Source organism: Rhodococcus sp. P4_B6 (assembly GCF_056402215.1).
This window is the reverse complement of sequence record NZ_JBFUHV010000200.1, coordinates 1-14,441: the sequence shown is the minus strand read 5'-3', so window position 1 is coordinate 14,441 and position 14,441 is coordinate 1. Positions and strand designations below refer to the sequence as shown.

Here is a 14,441-nt window from a genome sequence, read left to right as displayed (position 1 = left end):
GTCCATCGTTGCGTGGAGGGCATCGACCGTGGCGGCGAGGTCGGTGCGTTGCTGCTCGGCGGTGGTGTCCCGGTCCGGATTCGGTTGCCCTTGCGTCATGTAAGTCCCTTGAGATTGTCGATATCGCGCGGACGCTGCGACCGGTCCGTTGGGGACCGGCGGGAGAGCGTCCGGCGGCCACCCAACTCCCGAATTCGAACAGCAGCAACAGAACTCCGGCACCGGATACGCCGGCGCCGATGCCGCATCGGGTGCCCTTTTCCTTCACCTCGGTGAGTGCACGAGTCCCGGAATCTGGTCTGTGATCCGCTCTATCAGTTGAACAGTCGACAACTCGCGCCGATCGGTAGCAGTCCTACCGTGCGGGGTTTCGGTCAGTTCGCCGTCCTTTCCCGATGTCACGCTCCGGATGTCTCTTCCCCTCGCGCGCCGCGTCCGGATCGCAGCTGTAACTCGTCGATCAACTTCGACGCGGTCACCTTCGTCAGGTCGTCGGGGACCGTCGCGCCCAACTCCTGCGCCAGAGTGTGCAGGTAGGAACGCTGGGGCCCTGTCATCGGCTCGTCGCCCGTGATCCAGTCGTCCGGGTCCTTCTCCGGTGTGGGGGAGACGTCGTGCTCGGTGGGATCGATATCCGCCATTGCTGTCCTGTCGGTCGGTTGCAGTACTCGGCGACACGATTGCCCGGCGGACGCCTGCGGGAAACTGGGGGCTCCGGTCGACCGATCGTCGGCCGCGGGGCGAGCACGAACGAGGAGGACCGCAGTTTCACCGGACCGGGATACGGGTAGGCGTGACCGATGAACGACGATCAGCACGCCGAGCCGGAACCCGATGATCCGCGGAAGCCGGATTCGCCTGCGGACCTGACGAAACCGTCTTGGTGGTACGTCATCCGGAAGACGGCGCACGAGTTCACCCGCGATCAGTGCACGGACCTGGCCGCGGCGCTGACGTACTACGCAGTCCTCTCACTGTTCCCCGCCCTGCTGGCGCTGGTCTCGTTGCTGGGCGTGTTCGGTCAGGGACAGCGCACCACCGACGCGGTCCTGCAGATGGTCGACGATCTCGGACCGTCCTCCGCTGTGGACACGTTGCGCGATCCCATCACGCAACTGGTCGAGACGCCGACCGCGGGGATGGCTCTCGTTCTCGGCCTGCTGGGTGCGGTGTGGTCGGCGTCCGGCTACGTCGGGGCGTTCGGACGGGCCATGAACCGCATGTACGAAGTCGAGGAGGGGCGTCCCGTGTGGAAGCTACGGCCCCTGATGCTCGCCGTGACCATCGTCGGTCTGGTCCTGGTGGCCGCCGGTGCGGCGATGCTCGCCCTCAGCGGCCCGGTCGCACGCTCGGCGGGAGACGCGGTCGGACTCGGCGACACCGCCCTGACCGTGTGGAACATCGCCCGCTGGCCGTTCGTCCTCGGCATCGTCGTGGTAGCCGTGGCCATCCTCTATTACGTCACACCCAATGTGCGGCAACCGAAGTTCCGTTGGATCAGCGCCGGCGCGTTCCTCGCGATCGTCACGTGGATCGTTGCGTCGGTCCTGTTCGGGCTCTACGTCGCCAACTTCGGCAGCTACAACAAGACGTACGGCTCCCTGGCCGGAGTCATCGTGTTCCTGTTGTGGTTGTGGATCACCAATCTGGCGTTGCTCTTCGGCGCCGAACTGGATGCCGAACTCGAACGCGGACGGGAGTTGCAGGCCGGCATGGCCGCCGAGGACGAATTGCAGTTGCCGCCGCGAGATACCCGGGTTTCGGACAAGAACGCGGAGAAGTACGAGCAGTTTGTCCAGCAGGGCAGGGCATTACGCGAGAGTGACGGTGACACCGCCGACGTCGAGGCGGTGGAGCGGTAACCCGGCGTCGGAATTGTCGGTCTGCATCACCCGGCTCGCCGGGATGCAGCGAGTGGAGGAGAATCTCCGTGTCGAAGTCACTACGTTCCGCAACTGATCCCGGCGCCGTCCTCTCGGACCGATTTCCCCGCGACCTTACGGATGTCGCGCTTACCCATTCGGATGCGAGGATCGTTCTCGACATCGCCGGGCACGGCCGGTGGACTATTACAGTCGACGACGGCATCGCCGAGGTGACCAGGGACGTCGCCACCGATCCGACGTGTACGGTTCATACCGACGCCGACACCCTCGCCGATCTGCTCATCGGTCGTCGCAGCGGTGTGGACGCGTTCCTCGGTGGTGACCTCACCACGCGCGGGAGCCTTGCGACCGTCCTCCAGATCGGAGGCGCGTTCGCCCCGGACGTCGACCTCGTCACGCGGCCGCGTGCGGGGTTCGCACCGCGTATCTCGAGGCCGGACGCGCCGACGCGCCCCCGGTGGTGCTGCTGCACGGCCTCGGGGCCACCAATGCGTCGATGCTGCCGGTTCTCACCGATCTGGCCGAGGATTTCCGGGTTGTGGCACCCGATCTTCCGGGGTTCGGTGCCTCCGATGCGCCGGCCTGGACCTACACCGCCGAGCAACTCTTCCGCTGGTTGCGCGACTTCCTCGACGCCGCGGACGCCGATGGTGCCGTGGTGATAGGCAATTCGCTCGGGGCCGGCTCGCACTGGAACTGGCGATGCGCGAACCGGATACGGTCGACAAACTCGTGCTGCTGTGCCCCTCACCGGCGTTCCGCCGATTCCGTCAACTGGCGCCGCTGGCCCGGTGGTGGCCGGTGGACGTCGTCCGGTTGCCGATGATCGGTGTGCCGCGTGCGGTGGTGATGGCGGGCGCCAAGTCGATGTTCGCCCGCCCCGACCGGGTACCCCAACCGTGGTTCGAGGCCGCCGTCGACGAGTTCGAGATCGCGATGGGCCACGGTGCGCGGCGCCGGGCGGCGCTGTCGGCACCGATCAACATCTACCTCGAGTAACCGTTCGGCGACAGTGGGTTCTGGGATCGACTGACCACCGTCCGGACGCCGACGCTGTTCCTGTGGGGTCGTCGTGACCGGTTGGTTCCGTCCCGGTTCGCTCGGCACGTGAGCGTGGCTGTTCCCACCGCCGAATCGGTGGTACTTCCCGACTGCGGACACGGATCCCAGTTGGAAATGCCCGACCTGACGATGGGTCTCACACGCCGGTTCCTCGGGTCTCCCGGTGCCACAACGCCGTACCGCGCGCACGCCTGACGCGACCGATACGAGCCGAAACCCGGTGCGTCACGCGGAACGCGAGCGAGCGAGGGGCGTTCGTCGGTGAGCTCGGGATCGGTGTTTGTGCTGGTGATTGAGCGTTATCGAGGTGGGGTAGACGGAGAACATACGCGCACCCACCGCGCACGGTCCTGCGGCAAAACGTCAGCGAGCCTTCTCCGAGGTGCGCCGAGACCACGCCACGGAAGGGTGCGACGATGACGACAAGCGGCATAATCGATGTACCGGTCGGTCAGTTCCGGTGGAGCGAAGGAGATCTCCTCGACGGGCGCACACACGGAGCACCGGCATGACCACAGCGATACAACCCGCGGCAACAGCAGGCGGCCCCCGGTCGAGCAGTCTCGCCGACGTCATCGACACCATCCTGGACAAGGGCCTGGTCATCGATGCCTACGTGCGCGTCTCGTTGGTCGGCATCGAAATACTCACGATCGACGCCCGCGTCGTGGTCGCAAGCGTCGACACCTACCTGCGATTCGCCGAAGCGGTGAACCGGCTCGAGATCGGCAGCGAACCGAAAGGCCTGACCGACCTCGCGTCGGACGGCGCCGAAGGCGAGGAGGAATCGACGGCGAGGGACTCGATCGAATCCGGTGACGACAAACTCGGTGGTCTGTTCGGTGCCGACGAAGAGCCCGAACGAGAACGGGTTTCGCGTAGATCCACCCGGGATGACAAGTAACGGCTACCTCCGTGCCTTGTATCGAAGACCCCTACCGTTCCGACGGACCCGGGAACGTCGACGCGGCCGGTCGTTCCACTCGAGTCCGGGGCCGCCCGCAATCGCGATTTCCGGCCGCACGCGAGTGAGACCGATCGGATCGGACCCCGTGACCTGCCCAACCGGCATCTAGGACCGCGCGGGGCGTCGGAGTGCGACCGCCGCCATCGTCAGCGCGACGGCATCCTCGGCAAGCGCGGCCTGCCAGTCCGGCATGTGCCCGCCGGCCCACTGCCGCCACCACGCGCCGCCGTACGAGCCGGCGACGGCGCCGACGGTTCCGATGATCAGAGCCGACGCCGTGTCCGCCCGGTCGCGGCGGGCCAAAGCTGCGGCGCCCCCGCCGCCTGCGGTGAGGCGTCCGGTGAGCGCGGGCGGGGAAAGGCGCGACGGGATGTTCGGGTTCTTGTCGGCGACCAGTTCGCCGCCGACGACCGCAGTCGCGCCGATCAGACGGGTTCGATGTGCCGATCCGGTGGCACTCGCCAAGAGTGCCGCGGCGATGCCGGTAGAGCTCCGCAGGCCGCTGGCCACACCGATCACGGCAGACCGGACGGTGCTCGACCGTTCCGCCGCTGCGGTGGCCCGGTTCCCTGCGGCCGCGTCCTGTTGGCGTAGGACGGTCGTGACCGTGGCGCCGTAGACCAGGTGCGGCACGAGGTCGCTGAACCAGTCCTGCGTGGTCCACGTCCGGGGATCGCTGATACCGCGCAGGGCGATCGGGATGTCCGTGGCCGCCATGGCGGCGAGTCCGACGCCGATCGTTCCCGCGGTCGGGGTCAGGCGGGCTCCGGCGAGGCGGACGAGGGAGGCGGCCACGCCGAGCCCGGTGCCGACGACGATTCCGCCGAGTGCCCCGAACGCCGACCGCCGCGCCGCGAGGGCGTCTCCGCGCCCGGGAATCGCGACGCCCAGGGCGGATGCAACGGATTCGACGGTCCTCTCCGGGACGGTGCTCGCGGGACGGCCCCGGATCGCCATGTCCAAGTATGTGACGGCGTCGAGCATCGTGGTGCCTGCGGCGCCGGCGACGATGCCGGTGGTGAGAGCGTTCATCGGCTTGTTCCCCTCGTCCAATCGAAGACATAGGTTTCTCCGCAGCATCCCCCGACGGCGCACCGGGCAAACGCGAGCTGACGGAGCGGGGGCATTTCCGGGCCGATCACGGCGTAGGTGTGACAGATGCATCTCGACATCGAAACTGCCGAGCAGGCCGAGCTACCGTCCTCTGGTCGGATGAGTCGCACGGCACGTGGTCTTCAGCGTGCTTTGGGGGCCACGTACCTCGTCACAGTCGCGAGCACATACGGGAGGACGAATCCGGCGGTGCTGCCCCAACTGTCGACGGCCGGACGATGGACGCCGGCGATTCCTTGGCGGAAGTCCTGTCTGCCGGCATCTTGGGCAAACCGGTCCGCGCATTGGCGACGGCCACTCGGAAGTTGAGTGCTGCAAAAGGTTTGGAAGTTCATACTGAATGAGTTCGGAGCGGGTGTTGTCGGTGTTCATCGCCCGTGCACGAGACCGGTGAGCATCCAGTGCGCCACCAGGGATCCGGCCGCCTCGATGAGCGCTGAGTGGGGTTGCGTCCATGCGACTCTGTGCGCTGGCACTGGAAGGGTGAAATGAGGCCGTGCGACGATGGGGCTTGAGCTCAGACGAGGACCAGGCCCTCGACCGGGGTGGTGGCTTCGAGCACCGGTTGCGCGCCGAGATCGAACAGATCGCGCGATCTGCGTGCCGAGCACGCCAATATTCAGGGCACCCCGGAGGTGATCACGAAGTCCGCGCGGGATGTGGTTCCCGGTGCCGAGGACGCCGGCATCACCCTGGTCACCCGCGGCAGGTCCTTCCAATCTCGGGCGACGACGTCGGAGCTGCCGAAGAACATCGACGACCTCCGGCACCGGCTGGGTGACGGGCCGTGTGTGCAGGCGATCTGGAACCACGAAACCGTCCTCGTCATGGACATGACCACCGAGCAGCGGTGGCCGAGGTTCGCCCCAGAGGCGGCCGGCATCGGGGTCCGGTCGATGCTGGCATTCCAGCTCTACACCACCGAGCACACGATGGGTGCGTTGAACCTGCATTCGAGCCGAGCGAACGCGTTCGACGACGACTCGGTCAGCATCGGCGGCACCTTGGCCACCCATGTGGCGATCGCGTTGATCGCCTCGCTGCGGGAGGAGCAGTTCCGCGATGCCCTGGCCTCCCGGGACCTGATTGGTCAGGCCAAGGGCATGCTGATGCAGCGGTATTCGATCGACGCCGACGAGGCCTTCGCGATCCTGACCCGACGGTCCCAGCACTCCAACATGCCGCTCAACGAGGTTGCCCTGAATATCATCGAGCACGGACCCGACCCTGCGAAGTGAGCGACGGTGGGTCGGGGAAACACGTTATTCGCTGCCGTTTCTCCCTGGTCGTGGGTTCATCCGGGCCAGAGACGGATTGCCCGGGCGGTTTTCGGGGAAAGCGGTGAGTCAGGGCCGGTGCTCGACCGGTAGGGACATCGGTCCAGGTTCTGCGGGTTGACCAAACCAGCCCGCGGGACCGTTCCCTAGTCCGGTCGTCCGGCTCGCTGGTGGGCGGTGAGCAGGAGGTGGTCGAACCGGGTGCGCAGGCCGGTGTCGGGTTCGCACTCGCTGAATCCCCTGACGATCTGTTCGGCAATCGCGCGCAGTCGGGTGTTGGTCTCCTGTGAGCGCCAGGTCAGGATGTCGAAGGCGCGGTCGGCGGAAATGCCGTAGACCAGCATCAGCGCACCCTTGGCCTGCTCGATCACCGCCCGCGACTGCTCGAGTTCGACGACCACTTCGTCGACGGAGTCTTTGACGTCGGTGCGGTGGGAATTGGTGATGTCGATGTAGAACCCGCTCGTGCCGACCACCCGACCGGTGCCGTCGAACATTCGGTCACCGACGACCACGACCTGGCGAACGTTGCCGGCGGTGTCGATGATGCGGTGCTTGCTGCTGAACGGTTCGGCGTCATTGATCATCCGGTCGAGGACCCGGGCGACGTGCGACTGGTCCTCGGGATGCTTGTGGGAGAGCAGCAGTTCGGTGACCGGCGTCACCTCGCCGGGTCGGTACCCGTGCATCTGGGCGACGGCGTCGACTTCATACCGGTGCGCCGCCGCCAACGTCTGCGTCACCGCCTGGCTGACCCGGGCGATCCCGTCCTCGTAGAGGCATTGGTCCACCCCGATCGACTCGCCCAATCGGGTGGCGCACCCGCAGTCGCCTCTACGATCTGCAACTGCGCCGAGTTCGAACCGATATCGAGTACTCCGAGCCGCACACCGGGCGAATACCCCGGACTTGCAGAGCGAACCATCGAGCGAGATCGTTTCCGTGACCTCCCAGGCCGCCATCGTCATGCTGTGGGTGTTCGGATCCGCAAGGGTGAGGAGTTCGACGCCGGGACGCGCTCCCTGGGTCGGGCGGCCGCGTGGCGGGTCCGTCGGGTGTGGCGGGCGCGTTCGCTTTCGGACATGCCGCCCCAGATGCCGTGACTTTCGGCAGTGAGGGCGTGGGCGCGGCATTCGGTGAGGACGGGGCAATCCTGACAGATGAGTTTGGCGGTGTGCTCGCGCTGGGCGCGGACGCGGCCGCGTTCACCGTCGGGGGAGAAGAACACCTCGGTGTCGGTTCCCCGGCAGGAGGCGCGGCGCTGCCAGTTGCGGTCGATGTGGTGGTGCGAATGATCAGGCATTGCGGGATGGGTCGCTTTCGGAGTCGAACAGTGACGCGATCCGCCGGCAAGAGCAGGGCACCTAAAGGTGCGGGTGGGGACCTGGGCCGGTCGCCGACGGTGTGACCGAAGAGATCGATGTCGGAGCGTGGTTTGGTATGGCCTCCTCGCGGGTTCGGATTGTCGGGTCGGGCAGGGTGGTCGGGAAGTGTTGTGCAACAAGCATCTTCACTGTGTCGGGGTTTCACGCCTGATGTCCAGGGACGGGCTATTGGCAGACCACGGCCCGGATGGCAATCGGTGCTGGACCGGGTCCGCAGGCGAAAATAAACGGTGTCGGTGCGGTGATGCCATGGCTCGACATCGGGGATCAGGAGGCACCCGGTATCGGAGGCCCCGCACCCTTTACGTCTCGAAAGAGCGGGTGAAAGGGTGTGCTGCTGATGCTATCGGCACACCGGTGGACGGTTGAGGGGAATCGCTCGACAGTAACTGGCATCACATCGGCCGCCTCGAGCCGCCTGAGTATGAGCACCGGTGACCAGGCCGGTCCAGAACGCGCCGGGCGGGTGCGCTTGATGGCACATCCCGCGCACGGACACGGACTGGTGAACCGAGACGATCGAATGGGTACAAGTGTTGACATGAGATGGCCTTTTTCCGCAGGGGCCGGTACTCAGACGCAGCGACCCCAAGCGGGTGGCTGGAGTACCTGGCTGCGCAGAGCGCTGCAGCACCCGGGCTTGGTGTCCGCCGTGAAGTGCACGGTGGCGGTGCTGACCGCCTGGTTGCTCGCCGATCGGGTGTTGCAGAGTCCGGAGTCTTTCCTTGCGCCCTACGCCGCCTTGTTCATCATCGGCACGACGGTCCGCAGCTCGGTGTCCGCCGCCGTACGTCAGGTCACGGTCGTTATTCTCGGTGTGCTCGTTGCCGCGTTGGCGGCAGGCACCCTGCCTGAACTCGCCGCCATCGCAGGTGCGGTCGCGGTCGGGACGATCCTCGGCCGCAGCCGGTGGTTGGCGCCGGACGGGATGTGGGTAGCGATCACCGCGCTGTTGGTAGTGCTGTACGGATCGGCCACGAACGCAGCTCTGGTGTTTCATCGCGTCCTCGATGTCACCGTCGGTGTGCTCGTCGGCGTCGCGGTCAATGCTCTCGTGCTGCCTCCCGACCAGCTTTCCACGGCCCGCGACCTGATTCTGCAACGTGCGCATGAACTCTCGACCCTGCTCGCCGATCTTGCCCACGGCCTCCGGTCAGGCCGTCACGACAGTGATCGAGGACGGCAACGGGTGTGGGATCTGCACAAGTCGACCGGCGCCGGCGTTGCGCTGCGCGAGGGCCGGGAAAGCTTGCGCGGCAACCTTCGTAGCCCCGGCTGGACCAAGGTAGGCGGATCGCAGGTGTACCTCCCGATAGCAACGGTTCTCGACGACACCTTGCTGTACGTGTCAGTGCTGGAAGTCGCGGTCGAGGCGCTCACCGACGCCGATGATCGGCAGGCAGGGCCCCCGGCGTCCACACCGGAGCAACTTCGGCACGAAGCAGCGGCGCTACTCGAGGCATTCTCGGCCGCATTCGACGAACTCACCTGGGACCCGGCCCACCATCGAGAGCCCTACCTGCACGTCGTGCAGACCGCTCTGCCTGAAGCCCGCTCGCGCCTCGAGTCGTTCGAGGAATCGGTCCGACGACACCAACCCCTACCCGGTGCGTGGCCGGCGATCGCCTTGGCCGCGGATGGTCTGTGGGCCGCGCTTGCCGTGCTGGACATTTCCGACGAGCACTGACGCGCAACTTGCAGCAACATCCGTCGCCAGACGTCGAACCGATAAAATTGGGGAGCGCTGCGCTACAAGGATTTGCGATCCTCATGGCGACGGGGATACCGCGCGACCCCGCTCGGCCGCATCGCAACGAGACAGCTGCGATACACGGGGATTGCCCACACTGAACTGCTGGCTGCTCTTCCGTCGAGCGGTCCGGGCCGGAGCGGGCCGGACGGACCGCGAGCCGGGGTCTCTGGATCAGGAGGAGGTCACGTCCACCGGGGAGTCCGGCACGAACCCAGCACCCGCCGGTGCGTCGCTGCCGCCAGGCGACGCGGAGCCGGTGGCACCGCCCGACGAAGGCCGCACGACCAGCACGAAGGAGGGTCGCCCGTGCTCAGATGCCGGAGCTCGACCGGGCTGTGTGGTGATGCCCTGACCTGGGCACTCTCGGGTATGGGATCGAACGCAGACAGCCCCACCAGCTCTTCGGCCGCAGCTCTCGGCGGTCGTCTATTGCAACTGGTCGGTGACCGGGATGCCGCCCGACTCTCATGCGAGGTATCCCGGGTGTGCGCCGAACTGCACCCGACCGGGGGCCGGCCGGTATACGGCGATGTGCTCGCGTGGGTTGTCGACGCCACTGTCGGTGTGGTCGTCGCGCGGCTGGGTGGCGCGTGTCCGGAGGAGACGTTGATCCTCGACGTTCGCTTCGCGGAAGGACGGTACGTCGACGGCGATGCCTTGCCGGCGTCGGAGCGTTGGGTGCTGCGGAGGGTGTCGGCGTTCCTCGCCGAGGATCTGGTCGAGGGAGAGCGGTCGCTCACTGCCGCTGAACAATTCGACATCACCCTGCGCGCGGAAATCTTGGCAGACGCCCTGATCTGGCTGGACTTCGTTCTCGATGTCGACCTTCCCGACCCACCAGACATGGCCACCGCACAGGAAGGGTGACGGCTCGGGCACCGCCCCGGTGTCTTCGGTGACGGCCTCACCGCTGTGAGGCTTTTGTGGTCGGCGGGCCGGCGATGAGCCGGAAGACCGGGCAAACGTCCCTCAGCTCGAGCGAGTTGGTCGGTGGTGTGCGGTGAGCAACAGGTGGTCGAACCGGGTGCGCAGGCCGGTGTCGGGTTCGAGCTCGCCGAATCTGGCGACGATTCGTTCGGCCAGGGTGCGGAGCCGGATATTTGTTTCCTGGGAGCGCCAGGTCAGGATGTCGAACGCGCGGTCGGCGGGGATACCGTAGACCAGCATCAGGGCCCCTTTTGCCTGCTCGATCGCCGCCCGCGATTGCTCGAGGGCGGCGACGGTTTCGTCGACGGAGTCTTTGACGTCGTTGCGGTGGGAGTCGGTGATATCGATGTAGAAGCCGGTCGTGCCGATGACGGCGCCGCTGTCGTCGTGCATGCGGTCGCCGACGACCACGACCTGTCGGACCTTGCCGGTGGTGTCGATGATGCGGTGTTTGCTGCTGAACGGTTCGGCGTCGTTGATCATCCGGTCCAGGACCCGGGCGACGTGCGGGTGGTCCTCGGGGTGTTTGTGGGAGAGCAGCAGTTCGGTGGTCGGGGTGACTTCACCGGGCCGGTAGCCGTGCATCAGTGCGACGGTGTCGGACCATTCCCACCGTTGCCCGTCCAGGTAGAAGCGGAAACTACCCACCCGCTGTGGCTCACCACCACCGAACACCTGCTCTGAATCCACGACTACTTTCTAGCGCACCGTCACACGGTGCGCAGGTGCTATCAGACTCGAAGCGTGAAAGATACGAATCGGATGCGGAAGGCGAGGGCGCCGAGTACGCCCGCGGCGGGGGCAACGTGGTCGACCTTCGCCGGAATCGGCTGCGGTGCCCGAGCGTAAAACAGGCGTCGGAGGGGTAATCGCTGGAACAGCCCAGTTCGCCCTGCCCGGCGGCTGGGCGCGACTCTGCGAGTCCCCGCGGCTCCGTGAGGCCGCACTGTGTCGCGGAGAGGACTTGTTTCCCGTCCGGCGGGCTCGAAGTTGAATCCGGCATGGAACGGTGGGTTGGACGCGGGATCGTCGGGTAAGCGGTCGTCATGAGCGCAATCACCGAGGCTACCGATGTGGCGGGGCAGGTGTGCGAGTTCGACGCCACCATCACCGAGCAGCATGCGGACGAACGGGTGGCCTGGAATTCCGACTCCGGTCCCAACCACGCCGGGGTCATCACCCTCCATCGATTCGACGACGAGAAAACGCCGGTGATGGCGTCGAGAGGTCGATCGATCCACCCCTGACTCGACAGGGTCTCGTGATGGTATTGCGCTGCAGTAGCTTCCGAGTAATCGTGACAGCCCGGGCGGCGAAGGGTGCCGAGCGTGCAGCGCTCGGCATTCACAGATCGGCGGAACGAATGGCGGAAACGGGGGTGAACAAGGTGAGCGCCCGGCCGCAGAGCACCACCGAGTTGCGGGTCGAGGCGGCCCGGGATCAGTTGCCGATCATTCGGGCGGTCGCGCGGACGTTGGCCCACCGGCGCGGCTTCCTGCTCACCGAGATCGCGGACATCACCCGCGCGGTCGACGAGGTGGGCGCCGCGCTGATCGACGCGGCGACGCTCGGTTCTCCGCTGCGCTGTTCGTTCGAGGTGTCGGGGTCTGCTTTTCTGCTGACCACTGCGGTCACGTCGCACCGAGGCCTTCCGCGGTACCCTGGTGCGAGGTGGCGGTCATTGGAGGCACTGACGGACCGCGTGCTGACCACCGACCTGCTGGGGGAGTCGTCGGGCGAGCACGAAGTTGTGGTGGCGTTCATCAAACAGCGCCGCGGACGCCGCTGAGACGACCGTTGCCGGACGATACGTCGATCGATGGCCCTTTGCGGGTCAGCCGGCCGCGACGACCCTCAACGTCTTCAAAGTCGAATCGGTGGCATCGGGCACGGCCATTCCCGCGTCGTGTCCGCTGCGCAGGCCTGACTGAAGTCGCCGAGACCGAGATCGCAGTGTCGCACTGGTGAGGTCGGCGCCGCATGCTACCCACACGTGCGCGACCAGTTCACCACCCCGTCGTCGGGGATGTCGCGTGGGGGTGTGTTGGGCGCGCACTCCAGGCGAATGGGTGGTCGGTGCAGATCGTTCTGGGGGGCGCAGAGCGCCACGAGTCGCGTTTTGTTGGGGGGTTTCTCAATTCGACTGGCAGTGGCTCGGATGACAACGCCCCAACGCTGGGAGCGCGTCACCAAGTCCGGCTACCAGGGCTGTGCACATAGTCCGACGGTGTGGCTGTTCGAACGACCTTCTCGACGGGAGCCCCGCCCTAACTCCATGCGCGGGCCCGGTCCGACCTCCGTATCGTTGTCGCGGCTGCCCAACCGGCCCTCATTCCGCATAGTTCCCACTTGACTCGTGGCTCGGCACATAGCCGCCCTGGATCTCCATGGCTGTGTGAGTCGGAGCCTTCGGCATCACCACAGCCGCTCAGTGAGTCGGTCCCATGCAATCATTCGGAGTGGTCAGCACCTTTGCCGGCCGTAAGGCCGATCCAATCCACTGGCTCGGGAGGGTCTCGATCGTGCCCGCAGGCGCGGTTGAAAGCCGGGAGCCGATATCTCAGTTGTGCCGTATTGCTCGTTGTCTCGTCATTCCCGGCCTATCCCTCTGCGGGTAGCCGTACTCCCGGAGCTTCGCCATGCAGAAGGTGATCAGAGCTTTACGCTCCTCATCCCCGAGGCCGACTGTACGCGGGCGGGCGAGGAGGGCCAGGACTCGTTGATAGAACGTGGGTTCGCTGATGCCGAATTCAGGCAGGATCTGATCGTCGCTGCCGCCGTAGGGTTGCCAGGTCCGTGCGAAGGCCAGCATGTCCTTTTCGTGTAGGTCCATCTCGTCTCGATCTTTCGGTTGCGGAGTCGGCTATTGGGGTCCGCGGATGGTGTCGAAGACCTTGGGGTCGACGAGGGTGGAGGTGTCGCCGAGGTCGCGGCCTTCGGCGATGTCCTTGAGCAGGCGTCGCATGATCTTGCCCGACCGGGTTTTGGGGAGTTCGGGGACGATGGTGATCTGGCGGGGCTTGGCGATCGGGCTGATCTCCCGGGACACCTCGGCCTTGAGTTCGGCGATGAGGGTGTCGCCGGTGTTCTCCACACCTTCGCGGAGGATGACGAACGCGACGATGCCCTGGCCGGTGGTCTCGTCGGCGGCGCCGACGACGGCGGCCTCGGCGACGCCGTGGTGTCCGACGAGGGCGGATTCGACCTCGGAGGTGGAGATGCGGTGTCCGGAGACGTTCATGACGTCGTCGACGCGGCCGAGGACCCACAGGGCGCCGTCCTCGTCGTACTTGGCGCCGTCACCGGCGAAGTACCAGCCCTGCTCCGGGTAGCGGGACCAGTAGGTTTCGCGGTAGCGGTCCATGTCGCCCCAGATGCCGCGGAGCATCGCCGGCCACGGCTTGTCGAGCACGAGGTAGCCGGAGCCGCCGGCGCCGAGTTCGTTGGCGTCGTCGTCGACGATCTTCGCGGAGATACCGGGCAGGGGTGCCATCGCCGATCCGGGTTTGGTGGCGGTGATCCCGGGGAGCGGGGAGATCATGATCGCGCCGGTCTCGGTCTGCCACCAGGTGTCGACGATCGGGGCCGTGTTCCCGCCGATCACCTCGCGGAACCACTTCCAGGCCTCGGGGTTGATCGGTTCGCCGACCGAGCCGAGGAGCCGGATCGTAGAGAGGTCGTGGGCGTCGGGAATCTCGCGGCCCCACTTCATGAAGGTGCGCACCAGGGTGGGTGCGGTGTAGTAGATGCTGACACCGTACTTTTCGATGATCTGGAAGTGGCGGTGCTCGTCGGGGGAGTTCGGGGTGCCCTCGTAGACCACCTGGGTGACACCGTTGGACAGGGGCCCGTAGACGATGTAGGAGTGGCCGGTGACCCAGCCGATGTCGGCGGTGCACCAGTACACGTCCTCGCCGGCCTTGTGGTCGAACACGTTGTGGTGGGTGTACGACGCCTGGGTGAGGTAGCCGCCGGAGGTGTGGATGATGCCCTTGGGCTTTCCGGTGGTGCCGGAGGTGTAGAGGATGAACAGCGGGTGCTCGGAGTCGAACGGGGTCGCCTGATGGGTGC

General features: G+C 66.4%; 14 protein-coding genes and 3 pseudogenes. 10 read left to right on the top strand and 7 right to left on the bottom strand.

Going from position 1 to position 14,441, the window contains the following annotated elements; all coding sequences use genetic code 11:
* Positions 1-398: 398 nt before the first annotated feature.
* On the bottom strand, positions 399-641 hold the full coding sequence (locus AC1DWT_RS44010) for a DUF3072 domain-containing protein (RefSeq protein WP_072946794.1): 243 nt from the start codon (positions 639-641) through the stop codon (positions 399-401).
* 159 nt (positions 642-800) lie between these two features.
* Between AC1DWT_RS44010 and AC1DWT_RS44005 the strand changes: the two genes are divergently transcribed.
* From AC1DWT_RS44005 to gvpJ, 5 genes and pseudogenes are all read left to right on the top strand, one after another.
* Positions 801-1,862: a YihY/virulence factor BrkB family protein gene (locus AC1DWT_RS44005; RefSeq protein ID WP_072946793.1), complete on the top strand. Its 1,062-nt coding sequence runs from the start codon at positions 801-803 to the stop codon at positions 1,860-1,862.
* 68 nt (positions 1,863-1,930) lie between these two features.
* Positions 1,931-2,200: pseudogene (locus tag AC1DWT_RS44000) on the top strand (alpha/beta fold hydrolase); the annotation flags it as partial.
* Between the two features lie 182 nt (positions 2,201-2,382).
* A pseudogene (locus tag AC1DWT_RS43995) lies at positions 2,383-2,574 on the top strand (alpha/beta fold hydrolase); the annotation flags it as partial.
* A 14-nt stretch (positions 2,575-2,588) separates the two neighbouring features.
* A complete protein-coding gene (locus tag AC1DWT_RS43990) occupies positions 2,589-2,885 on the top strand; it encodes a hypothetical protein (RefSeq protein WP_477925616.1) in 297 nt (98 codons plus the stop codon).
* A 571-nt stretch (positions 2,886-3,456) separates the two neighbouring features.
* Positions 3,457-3,852, top strand: a complete 396-nt coding sequence (gvpJ, locus tag AC1DWT_RS43985; RefSeq protein WP_072946790.1) for a gas vesicle protein GvpJ — start codon at positions 3,457-3,459, stop codon at positions 3,850-3,852.
* A gap of 168 nt (positions 3,853-4,020) precedes the next feature.
* On the opposite strand, the gene AC1DWT_RS43980 is transcribed toward gvpJ, so the two are convergent.
* Positions 4,021-4,947 (bottom strand): hypothetical protein, encoded by a 927-nt coding sequence (locus AC1DWT_RS43980; RefSeq protein WP_477925611.1) that lies wholly within the window; start codon positions 4,945-4,947, stop codon positions 4,021-4,023.
* Between the two features lie 629 nt (positions 4,948-5,576).
* Between AC1DWT_RS43980 and AC1DWT_RS43975 the strand changes: the two genes are divergently transcribed.
* Positions 5,577-6,266 carry a GAF and ANTAR domain-containing protein gene (locus tag AC1DWT_RS43975; protein ID WP_477925609.1) on the top strand — a complete coding sequence of 230 codons (690 nt, stop codon included), beginning with the start codon at positions 5,577-5,579 and terminating at the stop codon, positions 6,264-6,266.
* Between the two features lie 185 nt (positions 6,267-6,451).
* On the opposite strand, the gene AC1DWT_RS43970 is transcribed toward AC1DWT_RS43975, so the two are convergent.
* Positions 6,452-7,069, bottom strand: a complete 618-nt coding sequence (locus tag AC1DWT_RS43970) for a PAS and ANTAR domain-containing protein (protein ID WP_477925614.1) — start codon at positions 7,067-7,069, stop codon at positions 6,452-6,454.
* Positions 7,070-7,269: 200 nt separating this feature from the next.
* Complete coding sequence (locus AC1DWT_RS43965) at positions 7,270-7,608, bottom strand: WhiB family transcriptional regulator (protein WP_072937596.1); 339 nt, start codon at positions 7,606-7,608, stop codon at positions 7,270-7,272.
* A 725-nt stretch (positions 7,609-8,333) separates the two neighbouring features.
* Here AC1DWT_RS43965 and AC1DWT_RS43960 point away from each other — a divergent pair.
* Complete coding sequence (locus AC1DWT_RS43960) at positions 8,334-9,377, top strand: FUSC family protein (RefSeq protein ID WP_477925606.1); 1,044 nt, start codon at positions 8,334-8,336, stop codon at positions 9,375-9,377.
* 435 nt (positions 9,378-9,812) lie between these two features.
* The gene (locus AC1DWT_RS43955) at positions 9,813-10,310 is read left to right on the top strand and encodes a hypothetical protein (protein WP_477925604.1); all 498 of its coding nucleotides are present in this window, start codon (positions 9,813-9,815) and stop codon (positions 10,308-10,310) included.
* Between the two features lie 102 nt (positions 10,311-10,412).
* Here the strand turns inward: AC1DWT_RS43955 and AC1DWT_RS43950 are convergent, their stop codons facing one another.
* A complete protein-coding gene (locus AC1DWT_RS43950) occupies positions 10,413-11,060 on the bottom strand; it encodes a PAS and ANTAR domain-containing protein (protein ID WP_477925602.1) in 648 nt (215 codons plus the stop codon).
* Positions 11,061-11,440: 380 nt separating this feature from the next.
* Here AC1DWT_RS43950 and AC1DWT_RS43945 point away from each other — a divergent pair.
* Positions 11,441-11,590: pseudogene (locus tag AC1DWT_RS43945) on the top strand (SRPBCC family protein); the annotation flags it as partial.
* A gap of 158 nt (positions 11,591-11,748) precedes the next feature.
* On the top strand, positions 11,749-12,159 hold the full coding sequence (locus AC1DWT_RS43940; RefSeq protein ID WP_387485758.1) for an anti-sigma factor: 411 nt from the start codon (positions 11,749-11,751) through the stop codon (positions 12,157-12,159).
* Between the two features lie 771 nt (positions 12,160-12,930).
* Here the strand turns inward: AC1DWT_RS43940 and AC1DWT_RS43935 are convergent.
* Positions 12,931-13,203: a DUF3263 domain-containing protein gene (locus AC1DWT_RS43935; protein WP_477925600.1), complete on the bottom strand. Its 273-nt coding sequence runs from the start codon at positions 13,201-13,203 to the stop codon at positions 12,931-12,933.
* Positions 13,204-13,233: 30 nt separating this feature from the next.
* Positions 13,234-14,441: acetate--CoA ligase (locus AC1DWT_RS43930; RefSeq protein ID WP_477925598.1), on the bottom strand; the 1,208-nt coding region annotated here is incomplete at its 5' end.

Coding starts and splice junctions, on each gene's coding strand:
- AC1DWT_RS43990 (WP_477925616.1), top strand. CDS start 2,589: ATGCGCGAACCGGATACGGTCGACAAACTCGTGCTGCTGTGCCCCTCA.
- AC1DWT_RS43955 (WP_477925604.1), top strand. CDS start 9,813: ATGGGATCGAACGCAGACAGCCCCACCAGCTCTTCGGCCGCAGCTCTC.
- AC1DWT_RS43965 (WP_072937596.1), bottom strand. CDS start 7,608: ATGCCTGATCATTCGCACCACCACATCGACCGCAACTGGCAGCGCCGC.
- AC1DWT_RS44005 (WP_072946793.1), top strand. CDS start 801: ATGAACGACGATCAGCACGCCGAGCCGGAACCCGATGATCCGCGGAAG.
- AC1DWT_RS43935 (WP_477925600.1), bottom strand. CDS start 13,203: ATGGACCTACACGAAAAGGACATGCTGGCCTTCGCACGGACCTGGCAA.
- gvpJ (WP_072946790.1), top strand. CDS start 3,457: ATGACCACAGCGATACAACCCGCGGCAACAGCAGGCGGCCCCCGGTCG.
- AC1DWT_RS43980 (WP_477925611.1), bottom strand. CDS start 4,947: ATGAACGCTCTCACCACCGGCATCGTCGCCGGCGCCGCAGGCACCACG.
- AC1DWT_RS44010 (WP_072946794.1), bottom strand. CDS start 641: ATGGCGGATATCGATCCCACCGAGCACGACGTCTCCCCCACACCGGAG.